This is a genomic window from Listeria sp. PSOL-1, assembly GCF_902806445.1.
In the GTDB taxonomy this organism is placed as follows: Bacteria; Bacillota; Bacilli; order Lactobacillales; family Listeriaceae; genus Listeria.
This window is the reverse complement of record NZ_LR760298.1, coordinates 1,631,014-1,654,956: the sequence shown is the minus strand read 5'-3', so window position 1 is coordinate 1,654,956 and position 23,943 is coordinate 1,631,014. Positions and strand designations below refer to the sequence as shown.

The window sequence follows — 23,943 nt, the reverse complement described above, 5'->3', positions numbered from 1 at the left end:
TTAGTACATTATTCTGATGGAAAATGACCTTTATATTTTTTGTAAAAATAAATAGGTAATCCAATTAGTGTTAAAAGTAATCCCAGCCCAGCATTATATGGCTGTGTAAACAATGTATTAAATACGATAAATGTACCACCGAAAATTGCAATAAACGGAATAACTGGATAAAGTGGTACTTTATATGGACGTGCAAGATCTGGTTGCTGTTTACGTAAAACTAAAACAGCAATAAATGTCAATGTATAAAAGATCCAAATAACGAAAATAAGCATATCTGTTAATTGGTTGAATTGTCCAGAAAAAATCATAATAATTGAAATGATAAGCACAATGATTCCAGCGTTATAAGGAACAGCTGTATGTTTGCTCAACTTTTTAAACCAATTACTAAAAGGGAGTTGATTTTCGAGTGCCATTGCATAAGGAATACGTGTCCCAGTCATTGAGTAACCATTAATTGTACCAAATACAGAAATCAAAATACCGATTGTAATGAATTTTCCACCGATGGAGCCAAAGATAATATTAGCAACGTCTGATGCTGGTGTTGCTGTTGCTGCAAGTGCTGCAGCAGGCATAACAAATAGGTAAGCGACATTGATAACCAAATAGACAATCATGACAGCAGTCAAACCAAAAACAATCGCTTTGGGTAAGTCTCTTTTTGGGTTTTTCATTTCACCAGCAATATTCCCAACATGAATCCAACCATCGTAAGCAAACATGGTAGCTACAAGGCCAGAGCCCAGACTTGTTAAAAATGGATGGTCAGCGGTACTCATTGGAAAAAGACGAAATGCTACATCACCACTATGAAATAAACCAAAGATAATAATAAGGATTAGTGGAACCAACTTACAAATAGTTGTCACAGCTTGAAAAGAGCCAGCGACTTTTGCCCCAAGAAAATTAATCAGCATTAAAAAAGTAGCTACACTAATCGCCACAGGAATAATAATCCCGTCGCTTGTACCAAATAAGTTAGCTATTTGTGTTGCAAAAATGATAGATAAAGCAGCGATATTTGCAGGGACATAAATAACAGTTTGTGCCCATCCTAATAAAAAAGAAATAAGTTTGCCATAAGTCTTACGTAAATAAATCATCATTCCACCAGTTTGGGGAATTGCTGCGGAGAGTTCAGCAGCAGTCAAGCCACCACAAATGGTGATGAGTCCACCTAAGACCCAAGCGAGTAATCCTAGTCCAGCAGTACCCGTTGCTGAATACACTGCCTCTGGTTTGAAAAACACGCCAGAACCGATAACGGTACCGATAACCACGGTCAAGGCTGTAAAAAAACCAATCTCCTTTTTTAATTTCTGTGCTTCCATATATTGTCCCCCTAAACTCACGATTTGAATTATAGAAAAAAAGTAACCTACAAATCAATCTTTTTTATTATAGCATAGCATGCCCAAGTGTTTTAGTACAGAAATTTTTGTGAAAATAAACTAGTAAACATCAGTTTGAGACGTCATGCGAGTCAACGCTCTTTTTTAAGAAAAGACATCGTGTAGATGCTACATTTCGAACATGACAAATCAAGCGATAGCGTTTGTATTGAAGAGGTTTGCCAGAAACCAGAAGCGTACGACTGTACGTGAGAACTGGAAGTCTAGCAAACCTCTTCATTTTGAACTGCAAGCGCTTGTCGTCGATTGATTTTATTTATGTCACAGGCTCTGTTTGAAAAAATTTTATTGTGGTGTTAATTTAACTACACTTTTAATCTAGGATTCGACGATGATACTGCTGTTGTTTTACCTCTTTTGGTGCGTGCTCTTTTATGTGGCTTTTATCTGTTTTTGAGTGGTCATGTTCGCTTGGAATGGCATCTTTGATTTTAGGTGTCTGATCGGTTTTGTGCTCTGATTTAGACATAATTTCGCCCTCCTTTTCAAGATTATTTTCAGTATTCCCCTTTAAAAGATGTAAAAACATGATAAGTGTACTTTTAAATACAGATAGCATAGAAAAAAGATAGTATAAAATAAATAGTAAAAGTCTGAACGTAGAAGTTCCTGTTGTATAATAGGTTGCAAACGATTTCTCTATATACTATAATAAAAACAGAATCAGGAAGGATTGTTACTGTTCGGCAGGCAAAACCTAAATTAATTTAAATGCTACTATTTAAGTAGTAGTATTTGAGATTAGTTTGGGTTTTTTTCTTTTGAAAAAGGGAGGAGGTTAACGATGATAATAAAAAAAGTACTTAATAATAACGTTGTTGTCGCCGAAAATTCCAACGGTAAAGAAGTCGTTGTAATGGGACGTGGATTAGCTTTTCAAAAAAAAGTGGGAGAAGTTATTGAGCATGAAAAAATAGAAAAAACATTTGTTGTTGAAAGTCATGAACTTTCTGAAAAACTGTCTGAGTTAATTAGTGAAATTCCAGTCCAATATTTAAATGTTGCTGATGATATTGTAAATTACGCAAAAGTTAAGTTAGGAACAGAAATTAACGATAATGTCTATTTAATGCTAACAGATCACATTAACTTTGCTGTTACAAGATATAACCAAGGTATTCATTTGAAAAATGCTTTATTATGGGAAATTAAAAAATTTTATTATGCCGAATATGAAGTGGGATTACAAGCCTTAAAGATTATTGAAGAAGAATTAGGTTATCTTCTTGATGAAGACGAAGCGGGTTTTATTGCTTTACATATTGTTAATGCTAGAGAAGATGGACAACAAATGAAAACAACTGTTGCAATGACGCAGATAGTTCAAGATATTTTGAGTATCGTTACCTACCATTTTGGTATGAAGCTGGATGAAACATCGCTTAATTACACACGTTTTGTGACGCATTTGCAATATTTTGCACAGCGGATGCTACGCGATGAAGTCGTAAATTCTGGAGATGATTTTCTTTACGAATTGGTTAAAAGAAAATATCCAGATGCCTTTTTTTGTGCTGGAAAAATTAATACCTACTTAATTAATACACATCAAACAGAGCTGACAAGAGACGAACAAGTTTACTTAACCATTCATATCTACCGAGTGACAGATGAGATATAAATAGAGAGTGGAACAAAATTCATGTTCCACTCTATGTTTGTTTAACCTTTCCGATTAGTTATAGGCCATTTAAGATTTTTTTTTAGCCTTCCCGTTAATTCATGTCCTTTTTTCGTGATGTGGTAGCTTGTGCAACGCTTTTCATAAACTCTCAAAACATAGCCGTATTGTTCAAGTTTATATAATATTTCAAGAATTTGGTTTTTACTTAGGCAAGTTTCATCTTCAACCATACTTTCTTGTTTTTCAAAATGTTCCACACGCAAAGGGTTCTTGGTTAAAAAGAACAGAATGGCGAGAATCGGTTGGTATACATGGTTATCCATCTCGTTCACCTCTTTGGTTATCTTTATCTATTTTATTAGCTTTGTATACACCCCCTTCTTTTTCGACAATTTTAATGTTCACCTCCTTTCATTTTCTAAAGTGAGTATAGCATAACCTTATGACTTCTGGAAAACAACGGGAATGTTAATTAAAGAAATAACTTTTTCTTATCATTAGACTTTAAGGAATAATATGAAACAACTGGAAAAGATAGGATAATAAGCCATTGTGCTCTTTTTTAAATGAAAATATTTCTCAATTAGGATATAGATCCCTTTGAATATCCTCCTATATTTAGTACAATAAAATTAACATAAGGTTAGGGAGGAAATTATGAAAAAGGTAACAATGATATCTATCTTTACTGTTTTTTTACTTCTTCTTTCTGCATGTACAGCAGAGAAGGCAAGCGAGTTGCCTGTAAAAAAGACGAGTGAGCCAAAGGGAAAAGCAGTATTAACAATAAAGGATATGGCTGGACGAGAAGTTGCATTTGCAAAGAGGCCAGAGCGGGTCGTTGCATTGACGAATTCAGACATGAATATTATTTATGCACTTGGTGGCAAAGTGGTTGGTAGGCAAACACAAGATGCGAGTGGTGTCTATCCGGAAGAAGCCAAGAAAGCAGCTGAAGTGGGGAATACACATAACCTCAACCTTGAAAAAATTGCTGCGCTTTCACCAAGTGTCGTCATCGCAAGCTCAGAACAAAATGTAAAAGACGTTCCTGCACTTGAAGGTTTAGGGACAAAAGTTGTTTTAACTGGGGCGAACTCCATTTCAGAAATTAAGCAACAAACAATGATTCTTGGCAAGCTCCTTGGTAAAACGGATCAAGCCAAGGCATTGAATAACAAAGTGACGATAAAAGAAGAGGAAGTCAGCAAAAAAGGACAAAATAAACCTGTCCGTTCTTTGCTTGTCTTAGGCGCTCCGGGCAGTAATTATGCTGCGCTTCCAACTTCTCTTAGCGGCGATATTTTAACAAAAGCTGGTGGCGAGAACGTTGCAAAAAACTTTAAAGGGGCTCAAAATTTCCCGCAGTATGCAGCTTTAAATGTTGAAAAAATCGTTGTGTCTAATCCGCAGATAATCTTTCTAATGATTCATGGTGGCGATGAGAAGGAAACAGAGGCAGCCTTTCAAAAGGAAATGAAGCAAAACAACGCATGGAAATCTGTCGATGCTGTAAAAAATAATCACATTGTAGTTCTACCGGCAGCGCTCTTTGGAACGAATCCAGGTGTTAGAATTACTGAAGCACTTGATTATATGGCAAAAGAGCTTCATACGGTGGCTACGCAATGAAGATACGTGATCCAAGGCAGAGGCGACGTTACCTTACCTTTATTGTGATTTTAGCTTTGCTCATCATGGTCTTCTTTTATAGCTTAACAACCGGTGCTGTAAAAATTAGTTATGGAGAAGTCTGGCAATCTTTGATAGGGAAAGCACCTGAGCTTTCCGATCAATTAATTTGGAATTTGCGGTTGCCACGACTTCTTATTGCTTTTTTAGTAGGGGCAGCGCTTGCAATTAGCGGATGCCTTTTACAGGGCGTGATGCGAAATCCTTTAGCAGATCCTGGTGTTATCGGTGTTTCTGCTGGGGGAGGGCTCATTTCGATTTTACTAACGATTGTCTTTCCTAATTTGACGAGTTTTGTGCCATTAGGTGCTTTTATTGGTGCTTTTGGGACAGCGCTTTTAATTTATATGGTTGCTTGGGATAAAGGTGTCTCACCTTTACGTGTGATTTTATCTGGAGTGGCGATCAATGCTTTTGTTACGGCGCTTACATCTGGAGTGATGGTCCTTTACAGCAATCGCGTTCAAAGCGTTATTTCCTGGATGACAGGAACGCTTTCTGGGAGAAGTTGGTATCATTTGGAATTGATATGGCCGTATATGATGATTGGTTTTCTTCTTAGTATTTTTGCCATTCGTTCATCTAATGTCTTGCTACTTGGAGATGATGCAGCAAAATTATTAGGCTATGCGGTTGAAAGGCATCGTTTCTTTATCATCATGTTGGCAGCTTTTTTAAGCGGAATTGCTGTTAGCGTTGCAGGTTTAATTGGCTTTGTTGGTCTTATTGTACCACATATTTTCAGATTAATTATTGGAAACGATTATCGTTACTTATTACCACTTTCTGCATTAGGTGGTGCTTTGCTTGTGGCGTTTGCGGATACCGCAGCTAGAAGTTGGTTTGGTTCCATTGAACTTCCAGTAGGCATATTGCTAGCTATGATTGGTGCACCATTCTTCTTGTTTTTGCTGCAAAGGGGGCGCGTCGTTTCATGAAAAAGATCATTGAATTAAAAAACCTCTCTTTTACGCGCAAAAAAGATTTTCAAATTAAGGAGCTTTCCTTGGCGATACCTGAAGGGAAAATAACAACATTAGTGGGGCCAAATGGGTCGGGTAAATCAACTATTTTGCGCTTGATGATGAATTTACTATCGCCTGAGCGTGGTGAAGTCCTTTTACAAGGCAAAAAGATCACAACTTACAGCGCTAAAAGGTTAGCTCAAGAGATGACGATGTTATCCCAATCACCAGATGGATTAATTGATGTTGTTGTTCATGATTTAGTGGCATATGGGCGTTTGCCGCACAAAAAATGGTTAGCACGTCTTGAAAAGGAAGATGAGGAGGCTATTCATTGGGCAATATCTGTATGTAATTTAGAGCAGTTAGCTTATAGACCACTTCATACGCTGTCTGGCGGAGAACGGCAACGAGCTTGGTTAGCTATGGCATTAGCGCAAAAAACACCAGTGCTTCTTCTTGATGAGCCAACAACGTATCTTGATATTTCACATCAACTAGAACTATTGGATTTACTTACCCATCTTAATAAAAAATATCAAATAACAATCGTTCTAGTGCTACATGATTTAAATCAAGCCTCTTTTTATAGCGATTTTATTATTGCCTGTCAAAATGGGTCGATTGTGAAGCAAGGAGCACCTAAAGAGGTGTTTACCCAATCATCGTTAGCGAGCATTTTTCATATCCAAGCAGAGCTAAACATAAGAGGCGAAAAGCTAACTGTGCAGCCACTTACGTCCACGCGATTCAAATAATTTAGTTAAAAAACTTCCTATCTGGGCTAAACTTTATTATAATAGTACAAGATTAGCGGCGTATGCCAGCATTTGAGCTTAACTGTTTTCTTAAAGCTGTAAAATAGTCTTATGTTGTTAGGCCAATCAGTGAGGAGCGTATTTATAAAATGAATCAGCAGGATAAAAAATCGGCGCGAATCGATTACGGACTTGTATTATCACTTATGCTTTTTTGTTTAATTAGCATGATTTCGATTTATAGCGCCCAGCTTACAAATCAACAATATGATTCAAACTTTGTTATTAAACAAGCGATTTGGTGGATAGTTTCTGTTTTTGCGATTGTTGTTGTTGTGCAATTAGATTATGAAAAGTTAACAAAGTGGGGCTATTATTTTTACGGGCTTGGCTTGTTAATGCTTACCTTTGTTTTGTTGTTTGGTAAAGAGATTAAAGGTGCAAAAAGTTGGATTGTCATTCCTTTTTTGGGAAGCATTCAACCTTCTGAAGTGGTCAAAGTCATTTTGATTATTGTGTTAGCTAAAGTGATTTGGGATCATAATAAAAAGTATAGTAGTCATCGTATAGGAAATGATATTTTCTTACTGATTAAAATTTTTGCGTGTACAGCGGTGCCACTTGTTTTTATTATGTTACAGCCAGATTTAGGAACAGCATTAGTATTTATTGCCATCATGACTGGGATGATTCTTGTTTCTGGTATTACATGGAAAATTATTGTTCCGCTATACGGAGCGATTACAGCTATTGGTGTGACAGCGGTTTGGATGGTTGTTGCCCATCAAGAATGGCTAATTAAATTAGGTTTTAAACCTTATCAATTTGAACGAATTACCACTTGGATTAATCCAGAGACAGATCCACAAGGCGGCGGGTATCAAGTATTACGCGCACTTACAGCGATTGGTTCAGGACAAATTTTTGGAAATGGGGTAGGTTATAATGCGATCTCCATTCCAGAAAATCATAATGACTTTATTTTTACAGTTATTGGTGGCGATTATGGCTTTATTGGAGCGAGTGTTTTACTTGCGTTATATTTCTTCTTGATTTATCAAATTATCCGTGTCGCTCTTGATATTAATGTGCCTTTTTATTCTTATATTTGCACTGGCGTTGTCATGATGATTATGTTTCATGTGCTTGAAAACGTGGGCATGAATATTGGCTTGCTACCTATTACAGGGATTCCTCTTCCTTTTGTTAGTTACGGGGGGAGTGCTCTTCTTGGAAATATGATGGCGGTTGGTCTAATTATTGGTATTCGTTTTAATTATCAAAAATCAATGTTTGCAATGAAAGAAGAGAAATAAGTCAGACAAACGGGTGATATGTGTCTAGGTGGATAGCAAATCTATCCATCCAGACATTTTTTATTTTTATGCTACAAAAATTGAATGCGCTTTCTTTTTATGTTGATTAAAAAAATATGACATGGTAAGATAAATTTAGCCATGAGTTTGCGCATAAATGGCGTCTGTCAGTTGTACTTTGAGTAAAAATACACTATGATAGAATTATGATTTAAGCTGGAGGGAGTTGCGCAATGATTAAATTTTATTGGTATCCGAAATGTTCTACATGTAGAAAAGCAAAGGGATGGTTAGAGGAAAATAACATCCAGATAGAAGCAATTGATTTAGTTGAAACGCCACCAATAATTGCTGAGCTAGAAACATACTGGCAAAAAAGTGGACTGCCGCTGCGACGCTTTTTTAATACAAGTGGAATAAAATATCGGGAATTAGGTTTGAAAGACAAGCTAGAGCAGATGACAAATGCTGAAGCACTAAGTCTTTTAGCCTCGGATGGCAAATTAATCAAGCGACCGCTAACAACTGATGGAAGTCGCGTTACTTTAGGATTTAAAGAAGATGAATTTGAAAAAACTTGGAAGTAAAGTGGATGAAAAGGAGGAATTAAAATGAGTTTACCGAAAAATTTTCTTTACACAAAAGAGCATGAGTGGGTGAAAGAAGAAGGAACTACATACAAAATAGGAATAACTGATTTTGCGCAAGATCAGTTAGGGGATATTGTTTTTGTAGAGTTACCCGAAATTGGTGATAAAATTGCACAAGGTGATTCAATTGGAAGTATTGAGTCTGTTAAAACGGTTTCTGATTTCTATGCGCCGATAACTGGTGAGATTGTTGAAGTGAACGAAAAATTAGAGGACGCACCTGAACTTTTAAATAGTGATCCTTATGAAGAAGCCTGGATTTTAAAAGTTAAAGATGTAAATGATGCTGAAGTAAAAGAATTACTTTCAAGTGAGGAATATGAAAAAGAAATTAGCTGAAATCAGTTTAGGGAATGATTGTAGGTTTTGATGACACTGCATCAAAACCTGCGTTACTCCCTATTCTTTTTATTTTGAGAGAAGTGTGAAAATGATTGAGATCAAGATGGACGACCTTGCAACTAAATTAGCACAAAAAGAAACGTTTGCGCTTTATTTTTATACGCCAATATGTGGTGCTTGTATGATTGCCGGTCGCATGTTAGAGCTTGCTGAGGCAACGACGGAACAAACGATTTTTAAAATGGATTTGAACGTAACAAAAGGTCTTGCGGAAAAGTTCAAGGTTCTTTCGATACCATCGCTTGCTCGCTTTAGTTCTGGGAAATTTGTAGCGATAAATTACCAATTTACCGATATAACGTCACTTCATCTTTTTTTACAAAGTTGAGCTTCTTTGCGCTTTAAAAGTTTCCTTTATGCAAAAAAATTGCCTTCGCGTTATAGAGATGCACTATACTAAAAAGATTGCCGTAGACTCATATAAGGCTAGCATGTTAAGATAAATCAGTTCTTTAAATCGAAGGAGTATTAGCCAAAAATGGAGGCATTATTAAGATGAATCATAGCAATTTAACTATTCTTTCTGTTATCAGTAATTTTGTGATTGTTATTTTGAAGTTAATTATTGGTTTTTTTACAGGTTCAGTTGCTGTTATTTCAGAAGGAATTCATTCGTCAATGGATTTATTTGCATCAGTGATTACTTTTTTTTCCATTCGGATAGCAGGAAGGCCGGCTGATGAAGATCATCCGTATGGGCATGGAAAAGCTGAGAATATTGCTGGAACGATTGAAACTTTACTTATTTTTGTTGCTGGAATTTGGATTATTAGCGAATCTGTAGAAAAATTCTTAGATCCAAAAGAAATCCGTTTTCCAGCGCTTGGCATTGCGGTTATGTTGTTTGGTGCGGCTGTGAATATTATTATTTCACGAGTGATTAATCGAGCTGCTAAAAAAGCGAACTCAGTGGCAATGAAATCGAATGCATTACATTTATTTACTGATGTCTTTACTTCACTTGGTATTGCTTTAAGTTTACTGCTTGTCTATTTAACTGGCTGGTTATGGCTTGATCCTGTTATTGCGATTATTACTGCCATTTACATTATGTTTGAAGCTTGGCAGTTGTTAAAAGAATCATTCCCGCCATTGATGGATGAGCGTCTTTCAAAAAAGGAAGAGGCAGAAATTAAACGCATTATTTTAACCCATAAAGCAGAGTTTATTGAGTTTCATGATTTTCGTTCTAGACGCGCAGGTGCTGAGGAATACATTGATTTTCACTTAGTTGTCCCATCGGAAATGACAATTGAAAAAGCGCACTCATTATGTGATGAAATTGAGACAGAAATTGGCGATTTTTACTCGAAAGCACAAGTATTAATTCATCTAGAGCCAGAAGAAGAACGAATTTATTCGAAAAAAGTTTAATTTTTATTAAAGAAGTCTCATAGTAGATTTCTTTTTTTTATCAGCAGATGATACAATGAAGATAATTCAAATAGAAAGGATAATAGATGATGACGGCTATTTTAATTGCAGATGATGACAAAGAGATTGTTGATTTAGTCAAACTCTATCTCCAAAATGAAGGCTATGATATCTTTCAAGCCTATGACGGGGCACAGGCATGGCAATATGTGCAGGAAAAAGATTTGTCGCTCGTTATTTTAGATATTATGATGCCTGAAATGGATGGGCTTGAAGTTTGTAAGAAAATGCGTAATGATGGCATTAATACACCGATTTTAATGCTTAGCGCGAAAGCAGAAGATAATGATAAAATTATGGGCTTGCTCACTGGGGCAGATGATTACATGGTTAAGCCCTTTAACCCAGTAGAACTCTCCGTTCGAGTTAAAGCGATTTTGCGTCGCATCCAATTGATGAAAACAAGCGAACAGACTTCAAGTGAAAAGCTTGTCATCGGTCCAATTATCATTGATCGGTCACATCATATTGTGACAGTTAATGAAAAAGAGCTTCATTTGACGACATCTGAATTTGATATTCTATATTTGTTAGCAAGTGAGCCAGGGCGTGTTTTTAGCTCAGAATATATCTTTGAAAGAATTTGGCAAGAACAAGCATTTGGTGCTAGCAAAACGGTTATGGTGCATATTAGTAATTTGCGTGATAAATTGCGGGAGGCGCTCGGCGGGGAAAATGTGATTAAAACCATTTGGGGAGTGGGTTATAAAATTGAGATTTAAACGATTCATTAAAAATATTAGTCATATAATGAACCCTTGGCAGATCATGTTTTTTATCGTTGTTTCCTGGTTAGGTGCTGCGATTCTTTTACGAACAGTTTATTTTTGGATGATTAATATTCGTGATGATTCCGTTGTTTTACGTGGCTTGACTGAAACTTTCCTCACTTTATTTGGTCATGGAAAATTTCAAACCATCATCGATTCGCCGTTGTTGCTTTTGACCAAATTTCTTTTTCAAGTGATGATTGCGCTGCTCATTTTTTTCATTTTCTATCGTTTAACGCGTCAAAGAAGGTTGAAAAAGCAGCTGCAAACCATTAATTATGCGTTAAATCTTGATCAACCAGTCGATACAGAAAGCCTTGTGCCAGAGATTCGCGAACTTGAGGTTAATATTGAAAAAATGCGTGATCGCCAAAGAAACCTGATGGAGCAAGAGCAGCAAGCACAACAAGCTAAAAACGATTTAATTACCAATGTTTCGCATGATCTTAGAACCCCACTTACCTCTATTTTAGGTTATTTGAGCTATATTCATGACGATCGGTATCGTGATGAAATCGAACTTCGCTATTATACCGAACTCGTTTATAATAAAGCGCGTCATTTGCATAAATTGATTGATGACTTATTTTCCTATACACGTCTTGAGAGCCCAGATTATACATTAGCCAATGATCAACTTGATATGATTGAACTTTTACGACAATTGGTTGCAGAATTTGATGGTTTAGCGCAAAAAAAAGGAATGGAATTGGTTGAAATATACGAAGATGATAATTTAATGGTCAGTGGCGATGGAAATCAGATCATGCGACTTTTTGAAAACTTATTTTCAAATGCTTTGCGTTACGGAGAAGGGGATAAACAAATTGACATTACTGCTCGTCGTGATGGTGAATGGGCAGTTATTGGTGTAACCAATTATGGCAAAGAAATTCCAGCGTTTGATTTACCACATTTATTCGAACGTTTTTATAAAGTGGATAAAAATCGTACAACGACAGGTACAGGTTTAGGCCTTGCGATCGCTAAGTCAATTGTAGAAAGACACGGTGGTTTAGTTATGGCAACCAGCAAGAATCATCGAACGACATTTACGGTGAAATTACCGTTATTATAGCTATAATTTTTTAAAATTCGATAATAACAAAAAATAACAGTTGCTTTTCACGCTCATTTCACTTATAATTTAAAACATACATTTACACTAGGAAACGTTATCTGTAGATTCTTATCAAGAGTGGTGGAGGGAAATGCCCAGTGAAGCCCAGCAACCTAAGTAGTTTTACTTAAGGTGCTAATTCATGCAGGACACAAGTTGTTCTGGAAGATGAGAAGAAAGCAAACCTTAACATTCGGTGCCTTTCTGCTCATGCAGGAAGGTTTTTTTGTGTGATGGATTAATCTCGAAAAAAGGTGAAATAAAATGATTACTTTGCAAAATGTTATTAAAGATTATACTTCTGGTAAAAAAAGGGTTCGTGCTGTTGAAGGTGTCAATTTAACCATTAATCAAGGTGAAATCTTTGGAGTTGTTGGCTATTCAGGTGCAGGGAAAAGTAGCCTAATTCGTATGTTTAATGGTTTAGAGCTACCAACTTCTGGCAAGGTTGAAGTAAACAACAAAGAAATCAGTCGCATTCGTGGTCGTGAATTGCGAAAAGCCCGCCAGAAAATTGGAATGATTTTCCAACATTTCAATTTACTTTGGTCGCGAACTGTTTTTGAAAACATTGCTTTTCCACTTGAAATAGCTGGAATTCGTGGTAAAAAACGAAAAGCCCGAGTAAATGAACTCATTCGACTCGTGGGCCTCGTTGGAAAAGAAGACGCTTATCCAGCGGAGCTTAGTGGTGGACAAAAACAGCGCGTTGGTATTGCGCGCGCTTTGGCTAACGATCCAACGGTTTTACTTTGTGATGAAGCAACATCAGCGCTTGATCCGCAAACAACGGATGAAGTTTTAGAATTATTACTAGATATTAACAAGCGACTGAACTTAACGATTATTGTCATCACACACGAAATGCACGTTATTCGTAAAATCTGCAAACGCGTAGCTGTAATGGAAGCGGGTAAAGTTGTAGAAATGGGCGAAGTATTAGAAGTCTTCAAACATCCAGAACAAAATGTTACCAAACGTTTCGTCAGACAAGTGACGGAAACAGATGAAACAGAAGATCTCATTCATTTGCTCCTAAGCAATTATTCAGATGGGAAGCTTGTACGACTCCTTTTCATGAGCGAAAATGCGACACAGCCAATCATCTCCCAAGTAGCGCAGCAAAATCATGTGTTGCTGAATGTTCTTCATGGCAGTTTAACACAAACGCAAAATGGTGCTTACGGAACATTATATGTTCAAATTCAAGGTGATGAGCAACAAATTGAGGCGACAATTGGCGATCTGCGCGCACTTAATGTAGAAACTGAGGTGATTGAAGCATGAGCAAACTTTTTCCAGATGTTGATTGGCATATCATGTGGGGCTATACAAGTGAAACTTTATATATGACCTTAAGTTCGCTTGTTGCTGTATGTATTCTTGGTATCTTATTAGGGTTATTATTATTTTTAAGCAACCGCCAAGGGAATGTCGGCGCTAAGGTTTTATATTGGATTACAGCTATTTTAGTCAATGTTTTCCGATCTATTCCTTTTATTATATTAATTGTTTTACTTTTACCAATGACAAAGACGCTTGTAGGTACGATCATTGGACCGAAAGCCGCTTTGCCTGCTTTAATTATCTCAGCAGCGCCATTTTATGCGCGTATGGTAGAAATTGCTTTCCGCGAAGTAGATAAAGGGGTTTTAGAAGCAGCTAAAGCAATGGGAGCTAATTTATTTACAGTGATTTGTAAAGTCTTAATTCCTGAAGCTTTACCAGCAATTATCTCAGGTCTTACAGTAACCGCGATCTCACTCGTTGGTTTTACAGCGATGGCAGGTGTTATTGGTGCAGGTGGGCTAGGAAATGCTGCGTACTTAGAAGGTTTCCAACGTAATCAGCCAGATATAACGATTGCGGCAACAATTATTATTTTAATTATCGTCTTTATCTTCCAGATCATTGGCGATTTATTAGTTAAAAAAGTAGATAAAAGATAAAAGAGGAGCGTGTTTATATGAAGAAAATTGTTTCAGGTTTGTTGATCACTAGCTTAATATTTGTTCTTGCTGCGTGTGGTGGAGGCGCGAGTAAAAAATCTTCTGACGACAAAACATTAGTTGTTGGTGCATCTAATACACCTCATGCACAAATTTTAGAGCAAGTTAAACCGATTTTAAAAAAAGAAGGTGTTAACTTAAAGATTGTTAAATATACCGATTATGTAATGCCTAATAAAGCTTTAGACGAGGGAGAACTAGATGCCAACTACTACCAGCATGTACCTTTCCTTAAATTGGAAGAGAAAGAAAAAGGTTATAAATTTGCTAATGTTGGTGCCATTCATCTTGAACCAATGGGTGTATACTCTAAAAAAGTAAAAAAACTTAAAGATCTAAAAGATGGTTCACAAATCTTACTTTCAAACAGTAAGTCTGATTGGCCGCGTGTCATTAGTATTTTTGTAAAAGCTGGGCTACTTAAATTAAAACCAGGTGTTAACCCAGAAGATGCAACATTTAATGATATCAAAGAAAATCCAAAAAACTTAAAGTTTAAGTATGACTTAGATCCTGCGTATCTCATGACAGCTTACAATAATGGAGAAGGCGATGCAGTTGTCATTAACTCAAACTTTGTTGTAGACCAAGGTTTAAATCCGATGAAAGATTCTATTGCCATTGAAGGCAAAGATTCTCCTTATGCAAATATTATTGTTACCAAAGAATCAAACAAAAATAATAAAAATATAAAGAAACTAGTCGATGCACTTCATTCAAAAAAAATACAAGACTGGATTCTAAAAAAATGGAGCGGAGCAGTTGTTCCAGTGGATAAATAAGCAAAACATGTAATTTTGACTTGTTCATGATATCTGACCTTTACATCATATAGTTCAAAAAATAGCGCGTAGGTGCTACATTTCGAACACGATAAATCGAGCGAAAGTGTTTACATTGAAGAAGAGTGCCAGAAGCCGGAAGTGGAGCGTACGACTGTACGTGAGAACCGGAAGTCTGGCACTCTTCTTCAATGCTGCCGTTAGCGTTTAAAGGTGGTAAAGTCGTGGTAAAGAAATGTATAATATACCTATAGGGGGTATGAAGATGAAGCATAGTAATTTTAAAAAACGTTTCTTCATTTCAGTTATTTTAACGATTCCCATTTTTTTCATGTCATCAATGACGGAAATGCTAACAGGGGCTAAAGTTGAATTCCCAGGCTCTAATTGGGTGCTCTTAAGTTTAGCAACAGTCATCTTTTTTTATGGTGGATGGCCTTTTCTTTCTGGCACGATAGAAGAATTAAAGGAAAAAAATCCAGCAATGATGACACTGATAGCGCTAGCGATTATTGTGGCATATGTATATAGTGTCGCGATTCTTTTTTCAAGTAATGGTATGAATTATTTTTGGGAATTAGCGACATTAATTGACATCATGCTTTTAGGCCATTGGATTGAAATGCGGGCAGTAATGAATGCTAGCAATGCTTTGAAGAAAATGGCCGAATTACTTCCAGGAAATGCTCACCTTGTACTTCAGACTGGAAAAATAAAGGATATCTCGTTACAAGAAGTGACAACAGGACAAACTGTGTTAGTCAAAGAAGGGGAAAAAGTCCCTACTGATGGCGAAATTATTTCAGGAGAAACCGATGTGAATGAAGCTCTTTTAACAGGGGAATCGAAAGCAGTGAATAAAACAGTTGGTAACCAAGTGATTGCGGGTTCGCTTAATGGAAATAATGCAATCAAAATAAAAGTAACAGCTACGGGCGAGGATAGTTATTTATCACAAGTTATCAAACTTGTTAGCGATGCCCAAAAAGAAAAATCAAAAACAGAAACGATTTCTGATAAAGCTGCTAAATTGCTGTTTTACTTGGCACTTTTGGTAGGGATAATCACCTTTATTGTTTGGTTTAGCCTCTCAAATGATTGGGCGGAAGCTGTTAATCGCGCTGTGACTGTACTAATTATTGCTTGCCCGCATGCGTTAGGTTTGGCTATCCCGCTTGTTGTTGCTAAATCCACATCACTATCAGCCCATAATGGATTATTAGTTAGAAAGCGAAGGGCTTTAGAAAGTGCAAGGTTAGTTGATACGATTGCTTTTGATAAAACGGGAACCTTAACAGAAGGTGAGTTTAAAATAACAGATATGGTAGCTATACATGGAACAGAACAAGATTTACTCCAAATAGTAGCAAGCCTTGAAGCGCAAATGAGCCATCCTATTGCAACAAGTATTGTCAAAGCTGCCAAAGAAGAGGATATTTCCTTTATGACTGCTAAAAATGTGAAAGCTATTTCTGGTGTAGGATTGACAGGTAAAGTCGAAGGTAAAACATATCAAGTGGTCAATAGCAAGTATATGGCTGAAAACCTTAAAGACATTGATATCAGCAAAGCGACAGCACTTGCTAAGGAAGGAAAAACAATTTCATTCTTGCTTCAGGATCATTCGTGGGTTGGGTTTATCGCCATCATGGATGAAGTGCGCACAACAGCTAAAGATACAGTGCAAGGTTTACATGAATTAGGCAAAAAAGCCATGATGCTAACAGGAGATAGTCAAAATGTAGCTAAAACGGTAGGGCAAATCTTAAACATTGATTATATTGAGTCGGAGCTATTGCCCCAAAATAAAGCAAGCGTTATTAAAGATTATCAGAAACATGGCAAGAAAATGATGATGGTAGGGGATGGCGTAAATGATTCACCAGCTTTAGCCACAGCAGACCTTGGTGTCGCAATTGGGGCAGGAACTGATGTAGCCATAGAAACAGCAGATGTTATCCTTTCAAAAAGCAATCCGAAAGATATTCTCTATTTCATCCGATTATCAAAAATAACATATCGAAAAATGATTCAAAATTTATGGTGGGCAGCCGGGTATAACATCATTGCGATTCCATTAGCAGCGGGTGTACTTGCCCCAATTGGGATTGTGCTTTCGCCAGCAGTAGGCGCGATCTTGATGTCACTTAGCACAGTGATTGTTGCGATCAATGCTCAAATTATGAAAGTTTAATCCATCGGTGACAAGCGTTTGTGGTTTTCAAACTGCAAGCGCTTCCGTCTGTTTTGTTGTGTTTCTGATGCAGTATCTGTACCTTGTTTTTATAAAATCATTCTCAAAAAGAGAATAAAAAATGATAATAAAAGCAGGGCTGGTAAAAACACAGTTAAAGTAGTAAAATGTAGGAGTGATCATCAAAAAAACATTTCTTATAGTTGTAATTAAATTAGAATTATACTAAACTAAAATAAGAGAATAACAAATTTAGGGAGGGTATTTTTAATGGCAACATTGAAGATTCAAGATTTACACGTTGAAATAGAAGGAAAAGAAATTTTAAAAGGTGTCAACCTTGAAATTTCAACTGGTCAAATCCATGCAATCATGGGACCAAATGGAACAGGGAAATCGACACTTTCTTCCGCAATTATGGGGCACCCTAAGTATGAAGTAACGCAAGGAACCATTACGCTAGATGGCGAAAACGTGTTAGAAATGGAAGTTGATGAACGTGCACGTGCAGGTCTTTTTCTTGCTATGCAATACCCAAGCGAAATTAGTGGTGTAACAAATGCTGAATTTATGCGCGCTGCAATTAATAGTCGCCGCGAAGAAGGCAATGAAATCCCGTTAATGAAATTTATCCGCACATTAGATGAAAAAATGGAACTTTTAGATATGGATGAAGAAATGGCTGAACGCTACCTAAATGAAGGTTTTTCCGGCGGTGAAAAAAAACGAAATGAAATTTTACAATTATTAATGATTGAACCAAAGATAGCCATTTTAGATGAAATTGATTCAGGGCTTGATATTGACGCATTAAAAGTAGTATCTAAAGGTGTGAATGCCATGCGTGGCGATGGCTTTGGGTGCTTAATCATCACGCACTATCAACGTCTTTTAAATTATATTGAACCAGATTTTGTTCATGTGGTGATGCAAGGGAAAATAGTCAAAGAAGGCGGTCCAGAACTTGCTAAACGTCTAGAAGCTGAGGGTTATGACTGGATCAAACAAGAACTTGGAATCGAGTTTGACGAAGAAGAAACGGTAGACCAAAATTAAGGAAGGTGAGGCTAAAATCATGACAGAAAATAGTTTAGTACAAGATGATTTTATCCGCACTTTTTCTAAAAATGCTGACGAACCAAGCTTTTTAACAGATTTTCGTCTAGCATCATGGGAACTTGCAAGCAAACTGGACTTGCCGTTTGTGGATAAAACTAAAATCGATCGTTGGAATTTTACTCAGTTTGGCACCTATCAAGCTTTTCAAAGTGAGTTAACGAATGAAGATTTACCTGAAGAAGTGACTCGTTTAGTAGAGACCAATAATCCTCATGCGAATTATTATATTCAAATTGATCAACGCCCAGTAAAACGCCAATTAAACAAAGAGTTACAAACACAAGGCGTTATTTTTACGGATATTTTTACTGCAATTAAAGAACATCCAGAATTAGTCCAAAAGTATTTTATGAAAGAAGCTGTAAAAGCGGATGAACATAAATTAACAGCATTCCATGCAGCACTTGTAAATGGCGGCGTCTTTTTATACGTGCCTAAAAATATAGAAATTACTGAACCAATTCAAGCAGTATTTGTAGTTGATAAAGCAAACGCCCCCCTTTTAAATCATGTTTTATTAGTAGCGGATGATCATAGCTCCGTTACTTATGTTGAAAATTATATCAGCTTAGACAGCGAAAAAAGCGGGATTGCAAATATAGTTGAAGAGGTCATTGCAAATAAAAATGCACGAATCACTTACGGGGCAGTAGATAATTTGCCAAGCGGGATAACAAGTTACGTTAATCGTCGGGGTCATGTTGGGCAAGATTCAACAATTGAATGGGCACTTGGTTTGATGAATGACGGTGATACAATTAATGAAAATGTCACCAATTTAATCGGTAGTGGTGCGAGTAGCGATGTTAAAACAGTCACTGTCGGGCGTGGCAAACAAACGCAAAATATTACAACTCGCGTGACGCATTATGCAAAAGCAACAACTGGAACCATCCTTTCACACGGCGTAATGAAAGAACGCGCTACGACAATTTTTAACGGAATAGGTCATATCAAACATGGTGCTTCAAAATCTGATGCTCAGCAAGAATCACGTGTGCTGATGTTAAGTAAAGAGGCACGTGGCGATGCGAATCCGATTCTATTGATTGACGAAAATGATGTAGTTGCAGGACATGCTGCCTCTGTTGGACGTGTGGATCCGGTAGAACTTTTCTATCTGATGAGCCGAGGGATTTCAAAACAAGAAGCTGAGCGGTTGATTATTCATGGCTTCCTTGATCCGGTTGTTAAGCAGTTGCCAGTTGAAGGTGTGAAAGAATTATTACAGGAAGTTATCGAAGGGAAAGTGCGCTAAATGATAAACATCGAAAAAGTGCGAGCTGACTTTAAGATTTTAAATCAAGAAGTCAATGATAAGCCACTTATTTATTTAGATAATGCGGCAACTTCTCAGACACCAAGACAAGTCATTCAAGCGTTAAGCCATTATTATGAAAACGATAATGCGAATGTTCATCGCGGTGTCCATACGCTTTCAACCAGAGCAACAGATGCTTATGAAGCTGCGCGTGCAAAAGTAGCGCGTTTTATTGGCGCACGTGTAACATCTGAGGTTATTTTTACGCGAGGAACAACAACCGCATTGAATTTAGTATGTAATAGCTACGGCGAAGCAAATATTCAACCGGGCGATGAAATTGTGATTTCTTATTTAGAACATCATAGCAATTTAATCCCATGGCAGCAATTAGCTAAGCGAAAAGGCGCAGTGCTTAAATATATTGATTTAGAAAAAGATGGAACAATTTCTGAAGAGAAAGCAAATATTGCCATCACTGAAAAAACAAAAATTGTAGCGATAGCTCATGTTTCAAACGTGATCGGAAGCATTACCCCCATCAAAGAAATTGCAGCGCTGGCTCATAAGCATGGAGCTGTTATTGTCGTTGATGGTGCGCAGGCTGTGCCGCATTTAAAAGTAGATGTGCAGGCTTTAGATGTGGATTTTTATGCCTTTTCTGGACATAAAATGCTTGGCCCAACAGGTAGTGGAGCCCTTTATGGTAGACGTGAGCTCCTTGAAAATATGGATCCTAGTGAATTTGGTGGCGAAATGATTGATTTTGTTGAGCTTTATGATTCGACTTGGAAAGAACTACCATGGAAATTCGAAGCTGGAACGCCGATTATTGGAGGGCAAATTGCTTTAGGTGCAGCGATCGATTATATCGAAAATATCGGCATTGAAACCATTCATCAACATGAAATTGCGCTTAATGAATATGCGCTAGCTGAAATGCAGAAGATCGATGGAGTGACGATTTACGGACCACTTGAGGCGGACAAACGTTGCGGATTAGTTACTTTTAATTTAGAAGGCGTTCATCCGCACGATGTGGCGACAGTTCTTGATGAAGAAAGAATCGCGATTCGTGCCGGGCATCACTGTGCACAGCCGCTAATGAAGTGGCTTGAAACTAGCTCCACAGCACGAGCGAGTTTTTATCTGTATAATACTAAAGAAGAAATAACAGCCTTTATCGATGGGCTTAAGCTAACGAGGGAGTATTTTGGCTTATGAGTAGTAGTCGAAAATTGGATCAACTTTATAGGCAAGTGATTATGGATCATTATAAAAATCCGCGCAATAAAGGCGAACTTACTGATTCTAATATTACAATTGACCTAAATAATCCTACTTGTGGTGATCAAATTCACCTTCATTTAAAAATAGAAGCTGGTACGATTACAGCAGCAAGCTTTACTGGAGAAGGCTGCTCTATTTCAATGGCTAGTGCTTCAATGATGACAATGAGTATCATCGGACATACCGAAAAAGAGGCGCTCGAGATGAGCCGTCAATTTTCAGAAATGGTTCAAGGACATGATCATGAACCAATTGATGAAGATGGTGACGTTGAGGCTCTTGCTGGTGTTGCAAAGTTTCCTGCAAGAATCAAATGTGCAACGCTCGCTTGGAAAGCAATGGAACGTGCTATTTATGAAAAAGAAGGAGGAGACATAGATGACTGAAATTCCAGAAATTGGTGAATATCAATATGGCTTTCACGATAAGGATACATCTGTTTTCCGTACAGAACGTGGCTTAACGGAACATGTTGTAAGAGAAATTTCGCAAATTAAAGAAGAGCCTGAATGGATGTTAGATTTTCGCCTAAAGTCACTTGAGCAATTTTATAAAATGCCGATGCCGATGTGGGGCGGGGATTTATCTGAACTTAATTTTGAAGATATCACGTATTATGTTAAACCTTCTGAGCAAACCGTACGTTCTTGGGATGAAGTACCAGAAGAAATTAAACGTACTTTTGATAAATTGGGAATCCCAGAAGCAGAGCAAAAATACTTAGCTGGTGCTTCCGCTCAATATGAATCAGAAGTTGTTTACCATAATATGAAAAAGGATTTAGAAGACAAAGGAATTGTTTTTAAAGACACGGATACGGCTTTAAAAGAAAATGAAGATCTTTTTAAACAATATTTCTCAAAAGTAATTCCACCAACTGACAACAAATTTGCTGCACTTAATTCAGCTGTTTGGTCAGGTGGCTCCTTCATTTATGTTCCTCCTGGGGTGAAAGTGGATACGCCATTACAGGCTTATTTCCGAATCAATTCACAAAATATGGGACAGTTTGAACGAACACTTATTATTGTTGATGAAAATGCTTCTGTTAATTATGTAGAAGGCTGCACAGCACCAGTTTATACAACGAACTCACTTCATTCAGCGGTTGTCGAAATTATTGTTAAACCTGGGGCATATTGCCGCTATACGACCATTCAGAACTGGGCAAATAATGTTTATAATTTAGTAACCAAACGTACTTTTGTTGAGGAAAATGGGACGATGGAATGGATCGATGGCAATATCGGTTCTAAATTGACCATGAAATATCCCGCTTGCTATTTGCGCGGAGAAGGTGCTCGTGGTATGACGCTTTCCATTGCGATTGCTGGTAAAGGTCAGCGGCAAGACGCTGGTGCGAAAATGATTCACTTAGCACCAAACACATCAAGCACCATTGTTTCTAAATCCATTTCTAAACAAGGTGGAAATGTTACGTATCGCGGTATTGTCCATTTTGGACGTGCAGCAGACGGGGCGCGTTCAAATATTGAATGTGACACGTTGATTATGGATAATGCGTCCACATCAGATACCATCCCGTACAATGAAATGTTAAATAATAATATTTCATTGGAACATGAAGCAAAAGTATCTAAAGTATCTGAAGAACAACTCTTCTATCTGATGAGTCGAGGTGTTACTGAAGAAGAAGCGACAGAGATGATTGTGATGGGATTCATTGAGCCATTTACTAAAGAATTGCCAATGGAATACGCAGTTGAGATGAACCGCTTGATTAAATTCGAGATGGAAGGTAGTATTGGCTAGTTGCTCAATATGGGCTATCATGCGTTTTAAAAAATAGAGAGTTTAAATATGATAAATTGAGCAAAAGCGTTTGTATTGAAGAAGTCTTTCAGGCTTCTTCGATACAAACGCTTTTTATTTTTTAAATAATGGAATGAGCATAGTGAATATCTTTATACTCTTTTGGTGTACTACCAGAAATTTTCTTAAATACTTGGATAAAATGACTTTGACTAGAGAACGCCAAAAGATTACTGATTTTTTCACAGGAATAATCAGTGAATAAAAGGAGGTGCTTTGCTTCGTCAATTTTCTTTTCTTGAATGAATGTGTGAATGGTTTTACCCATCTCTTTTTTGAATTGGCTGCATATATGAGTCTTATGTTTTTGAGCGATGACTGCTAATTCATCTACAGTTATGCGCTCATATAAATGCCCATCTATATGATTAACAATGGTTTTAACTAATAATGATTTATGTGCTAGAGGATAATTGTGTAGTAATTCCATAAAACGAAAAGTTGCTTCTTTAATATATTGCAGACATTCTTCAGCAGAGTGAATATGGACCAACCCTTGAATCAAGGAATCAGATAGACCAAAAGCTTGATTGATAGGGACCCCTTCTTCAATAGCCATTCTCGTAACAATCGCTACGAAAGCAGCAAACTTTAGTTTTAATCCTTCTAGTTCAAATGGTGAGAGCGCAACTTTATAGGTTTCCTTCATTTTGTTAAAGATCCAGGTCACTTTTTCTGGTTCATTCCGTTTAATATAGTCAATATACCGTAGTTCAAAGTGATAGGAATCAAAAGTGGTTTCATGTACTCGGCGATCATAGAGATTATTTTCTAAATTAATATCTGTTTGTAATGATTTTTTATCTTTTTCATTTTGATAGAACCAGCAAAAGTTTTTCTTATCTATGGTTTCCTGAGTCAGAATGGTGTGTAATAAATGGACAAACTCTTCAAATGAATATTTATCTTCTTTAGAGTAATGAATTTTATGATGGTATTCATGACCTAAGAAGGTGCAGGAGTTTTCTTTAGAACCAATTGCACCACAAGGGCCGGCAACCATATAAAAAAATTGTTGATTGATTTCAAAGCGGAAATAGGCAAATAAATAGTTCCCCATATTATATAGTTGGATTTTTTGAGTAGTTGTTGGTTTTAGGAATTGTTGAATTGGCTTTTTTATTTCCCAAGAGTTATCTGGATAGAGTAATTTGCCTTGCTCGTCAACTAATAGCATAGGAATTAGATACTTATGATACAAAAGATCCATTACATGTTTGACACTGTCAATCTTCAATTTCAAAAACTCCTTACTCAGTTGCAATCAACTAATAATTTTTTGTTTATTATACCAAATGCTTTTTCA

24 protein-coding genes and 1 riboswitch are annotated in these 23,943 nt (G+C 37.0%); of the genes, 20 read left to right on the top strand and 4 right to left on the bottom strand.

The features are described 5' to 3' along the window. Window positions 1-8 precede the first annotated feature (8 nt). Both G6Q10_RS08020 and G6Q10_RS08015 read right to left on the bottom strand, forming a co-directional pair. On the bottom strand, window positions 9-1,337 hold the full coding sequence (locus G6Q10_RS08020; RefSeq protein ID WP_163654910.1) for an APC family permease: 1,329 nt from the start codon (window positions 1,335-1,337) through the stop codon (window positions 9-11). 394 nt (window positions 1,338-1,731) lie between these two features. Beyond that, entirely contained in the window at window positions 1,732-1,887 is a 156-nt protein-coding gene (locus G6Q10_RS08015; RefSeq protein ID WP_163654908.1) for a hypothetical protein, read from the bottom strand. 315 nt (window positions 1,888-2,202) lie between these two features. Between G6Q10_RS08015 and licT the strand changes: the two genes are divergently transcribed. Then, window positions 2,203-3,039, top strand: a complete 837-nt coding sequence (gene licT, locus G6Q10_RS08010) for a BglG family transcription antiterminator LicT (RefSeq protein WP_163654906.1) — start codon at window positions 2,203-2,205, stop codon at window positions 3,037-3,039. Window positions 3,040-3,080: 41 nt separating this feature from the next. On the opposite strand, the gene G6Q10_RS08005 is transcribed toward licT, so the two are convergent. Then, window positions 3,081-3,365 (bottom strand): DUF3116 family protein, encoded by a 285-nt coding sequence (locus tag G6Q10_RS08005; protein WP_163654904.1) that lies wholly within the window; start codon window positions 3,363-3,365, stop codon window positions 3,081-3,083. 334 nt (window positions 3,366-3,699) lie between these two features. On the opposite strand from G6Q10_RS08005, the gene G6Q10_RS08000 reads away from it, so the two are divergent. From G6Q10_RS08000 to sufB, 19 genes are all read left to right on the top strand, one after another. After that, complete coding sequence (locus G6Q10_RS08000; protein WP_163654902.1) at window positions 3,700-4,674, top strand: ABC transporter substrate-binding protein; 975 nt, start codon at window positions 3,700-3,702, stop codon at window positions 4,672-4,674. Next, window positions 4,671-5,672 (top strand): FecCD family ABC transporter permease, encoded by a 1,002-nt coding sequence (locus tag G6Q10_RS07995; RefSeq protein WP_163654901.1) that lies wholly within the window; start codon window positions 4,671-4,673, stop codon window positions 5,670-5,672. The genes G6Q10_RS08000 and G6Q10_RS07995 overlap by 4 nt, the downstream gene beginning before the upstream one ends. After that, entirely contained in the window at window positions 5,669-6,457 is a 789-nt protein-coding gene (locus G6Q10_RS07990; RefSeq protein ID WP_163654899.1) for an ABC transporter ATP-binding protein, read from the top strand. The genes G6Q10_RS07995 and G6Q10_RS07990 overlap by 4 nt, the downstream gene beginning before the upstream one ends. 149 nt (window positions 6,458-6,606) lie before the next feature. Next, window positions 6,607-7,773, top strand: coding sequence for a rod shape-determining protein RodA (gene rodA / locus G6Q10_RS07985; RefSeq protein WP_163654897.1), 1,167 nt, complete (start codon window positions 6,607-6,609; stop codon window positions 7,771-7,773). 233 nt (window positions 7,774-8,006) lie between these two features. After that, complete coding sequence (locus G6Q10_RS07980) at window positions 8,007-8,360, top strand: arsenate reductase family protein (RefSeq protein ID WP_163654895.1); 354 nt, start codon at window positions 8,007-8,009, stop codon at window positions 8,358-8,360. A gap of 24 nt (window positions 8,361-8,384) precedes the next feature. Beyond that, window positions 8,385-8,762, top strand: coding sequence for a glycine cleavage system protein GcvH (gene gcvH, locus G6Q10_RS07975; RefSeq protein WP_163654893.1), 378 nt, complete (start codon window positions 8,385-8,387; stop codon window positions 8,760-8,762). Window positions 8,763-8,853: 91 nt separating this feature from the next. Continuing rightward, the gene (locus tag G6Q10_RS07970) at window positions 8,854-9,153 is read left to right on the top strand and encodes a thioredoxin family protein (RefSeq protein ID WP_163654891.1); all 300 of its coding nucleotides are present in this window, start codon (window positions 8,854-8,856) and stop codon (window positions 9,151-9,153) included. A gap of 167 nt (window positions 9,154-9,320) precedes the next feature. Beyond that, a complete protein-coding gene (locus G6Q10_RS07965; protein ID WP_163654889.1) occupies window positions 9,321-10,199 on the top strand; it encodes a cation diffusion facilitator family transporter in 879 nt (292 codons plus the stop codon). An 86-nt stretch (window positions 10,200-10,285) separates the two neighbouring features. Then, a complete protein-coding gene (locus G6Q10_RS07960) occupies window positions 10,286-10,981 on the top strand; it encodes a response regulator transcription factor (protein ID WP_163654887.1) in 696 nt (231 codons plus the stop codon). Next, entirely contained in the window at window positions 10,965-12,107 is a 1,143-nt protein-coding gene (locus G6Q10_RS07955; protein ID WP_370519545.1) for a sensor histidine kinase, read from the top strand. The genes G6Q10_RS07960 and G6Q10_RS07955 overlap by 17 nt, the downstream gene beginning before the upstream one ends. Window positions 12,108-12,215: 108 nt before the next feature. Beyond that, window positions 12,216-12,324, top strand: a riboswitch (SAM riboswitch). An 89-nt stretch (window positions 12,325-12,413) separates the two neighbouring features. Further along, a complete protein-coding gene (locus G6Q10_RS07950) occupies window positions 12,414-13,436 on the top strand; it encodes a methionine ABC transporter ATP-binding protein (RefSeq protein WP_163654883.1) in 1,023 nt (340 codons plus the stop codon). Then, window positions 13,433-14,098, top strand: a complete 666-nt coding sequence (locus G6Q10_RS07945) for a methionine ABC transporter permease (protein WP_163654881.1) — start codon at window positions 13,433-13,435, stop codon at window positions 14,096-14,098. The genes G6Q10_RS07950 and G6Q10_RS07945 overlap by 4 nt, the downstream gene beginning before the upstream one ends. A 17-nt stretch (window positions 14,099-14,115) precedes the next feature. Next, window positions 14,116-14,940 (top strand): MetQ/NlpA family ABC transporter substrate-binding protein, encoded by an 825-nt coding sequence (locus G6Q10_RS07940; RefSeq protein WP_163654879.1) that lies wholly within the window; start codon window positions 14,116-14,118, stop codon window positions 14,938-14,940. A 265-nt stretch (window positions 14,941-15,205) separates the two neighbouring features. Next, entirely contained in the window at window positions 15,206-17,134 is a 1,929-nt protein-coding gene (locus G6Q10_RS07935) for a copper-translocating P-type ATPase (RefSeq protein WP_163654877.1), read from the top strand. Window positions 17,135-17,404: 270 nt separating this feature from the next. Then, window positions 17,405-18,190 (top strand): Fe-S cluster assembly ATPase SufC, encoded by a 786-nt coding sequence (gene sufC, locus G6Q10_RS07930; RefSeq protein ID WP_163654875.1) that lies wholly within the window; start codon window positions 17,405-17,407, stop codon window positions 18,188-18,190. A gap of 19 nt (window positions 18,191-18,209) precedes the next feature. Continuing rightward, entirely contained in the window at window positions 18,210-19,511 is a 1,302-nt protein-coding gene (gene sufD, locus G6Q10_RS07925) for a Fe-S cluster assembly protein SufD (protein WP_163654873.1), read from the top strand. Next, complete coding sequence (locus tag G6Q10_RS07920) at window positions 19,512-20,738, top strand: cysteine desulfurase (RefSeq protein ID WP_163654871.1); 1,227 nt, start codon at window positions 19,512-19,514, stop codon at window positions 20,736-20,738. After that, window positions 20,735-21,190 carry a Fe-S cluster assembly sulfur transfer protein SufU gene (sufU, locus tag G6Q10_RS07915; protein WP_163654869.1) on the top strand — a complete coding sequence of 152 codons (456 nt, stop codon included), beginning with the start codon at window positions 20,735-20,737 and terminating at the stop codon, window positions 21,188-21,190. The genes G6Q10_RS07920 and sufU overlap by 4 nt, the downstream gene beginning before the upstream one ends. Further along, window positions 21,183-22,577: a Fe-S cluster assembly protein SufB gene (gene sufB / locus G6Q10_RS07910; RefSeq protein WP_163654868.1), complete on the top strand. Its 1,395-nt coding sequence runs from the start codon at window positions 21,183-21,185 to the stop codon at window positions 22,575-22,577. The genes sufU and sufB overlap by 8 nt, the downstream gene beginning before the upstream one ends. 121 nt (window positions 22,578-22,698) lie before the next feature. Here sufB and G6Q10_RS07905 read toward each other — a convergent pair whose 3' ends face one another. Further along, entirely contained in the window at window positions 22,699-23,874 is a 1,176-nt protein-coding gene (locus tag G6Q10_RS07905; protein ID WP_197914087.1) for a helix-turn-helix domain-containing protein, read from the bottom strand. Window positions 23,875-23,943: the final 69 nt, after the last annotated feature.

Coding starts and splice junctions, on each gene's coding strand:
- G6Q10_RS08020 (WP_163654910.1), bottom strand. CDS start 1,337: ATGGAAGCACAGAAATTAAAAAAGGAGATTGGTTTTTTTACAGCCTTG.
- G6Q10_RS08015 (WP_163654908.1), bottom strand. CDS start 1,887: ATGTCTAAATCAGAGCACAAAACCGATCAGACACCTAAAATCAAAGAT.
- licT (WP_163654906.1), top strand. CDS start 2,203: ATGATAATAAAAAAAGTACTTAATAATAACGTTGTTGTCGCCGAAAAT.
- G6Q10_RS08005 (WP_163654904.1), bottom strand. CDS start 3,365: ATGGATAACCATGTATACCAACCGATTCTCGCCATTCTGTTCTTTTTA.
- G6Q10_RS08000 (WP_163654902.1), top strand. CDS start 3,700: ATGAAAAAGGTAACAATGATATCTATCTTTACTGTTTTTTTACTTCTT.
- G6Q10_RS07995 (WP_163654901.1), top strand. CDS start 4,671: ATGAAGATACGTGATCCAAGGCAGAGGCGACGTTACCTTACCTTTATT.
- G6Q10_RS07990 (WP_163654899.1), top strand. CDS start 5,669: ATGAAAAAGATCATTGAATTAAAAAACCTCTCTTTTACGCGCAAAAAA.
- rodA (WP_163654897.1), top strand. CDS start 6,607: ATGAATCAGCAGGATAAAAAATCGGCGCGAATCGATTACGGACTTGTA.
- G6Q10_RS07980 (WP_163654895.1), top strand. CDS start 8,007: ATGATTAAATTTTATTGGTATCCGAAATGTTCTACATGTAGAAAAGCA.
- gcvH (WP_163654893.1), top strand. CDS start 8,385: ATGAGTTTACCGAAAAATTTTCTTTACACAAAAGAGCATGAGTGGGTG.
- G6Q10_RS07970 (WP_163654891.1), top strand. CDS start 8,854: ATGATTGAGATCAAGATGGACGACCTTGCAACTAAATTAGCACAAAAA.
- G6Q10_RS07965 (WP_163654889.1), top strand. CDS start 9,321: ATGAATCATAGCAATTTAACTATTCTTTCTGTTATCAGTAATTTTGTG.
- G6Q10_RS07960 (WP_163654887.1), top strand. CDS start 10,286: ATGATGACGGCTATTTTAATTGCAGATGATGACAAAGAGATTGTTGAT.
- G6Q10_RS07950 (WP_163654883.1), top strand. CDS start 12,414: ATGATTACTTTGCAAAATGTTATTAAAGATTATACTTCTGGTAAAAAA.
- G6Q10_RS07945 (WP_163654881.1), top strand. CDS start 13,433: ATGAGCAAACTTTTTCCAGATGTTGATTGGCATATCATGTGGGGCTAT.
- G6Q10_RS07940 (WP_163654879.1), top strand. CDS start 14,116: ATGAAGAAAATTGTTTCAGGTTTGTTGATCACTAGCTTAATATTTGTT.
- G6Q10_RS07935 (WP_163654877.1), top strand. CDS start 15,206: ATGAAGCATAGTAATTTTAAAAAACGTTTCTTCATTTCAGTTATTTTA.
- sufC (WP_163654875.1), top strand. CDS start 17,405: ATGGCAACATTGAAGATTCAAGATTTACACGTTGAAATAGAAGGAAAA.
- sufD (WP_163654873.1), top strand. CDS start 18,210: ATGACAGAAAATAGTTTAGTACAAGATGATTTTATCCGCACTTTTTCT.
- G6Q10_RS07920 (WP_163654871.1), top strand. CDS start 19,512: ATGATAAACATCGAAAAAGTGCGAGCTGACTTTAAGATTTTAAATCAA.
- sufU (WP_163654869.1), top strand. CDS start 20,735: ATGAGTAGTAGTCGAAAATTGGATCAACTTTATAGGCAAGTGATTATG.
- sufB (WP_163654868.1), top strand. CDS start 21,183: ATGACTGAAATTCCAGAAATTGGTGAATATCAATATGGCTTTCACGAT.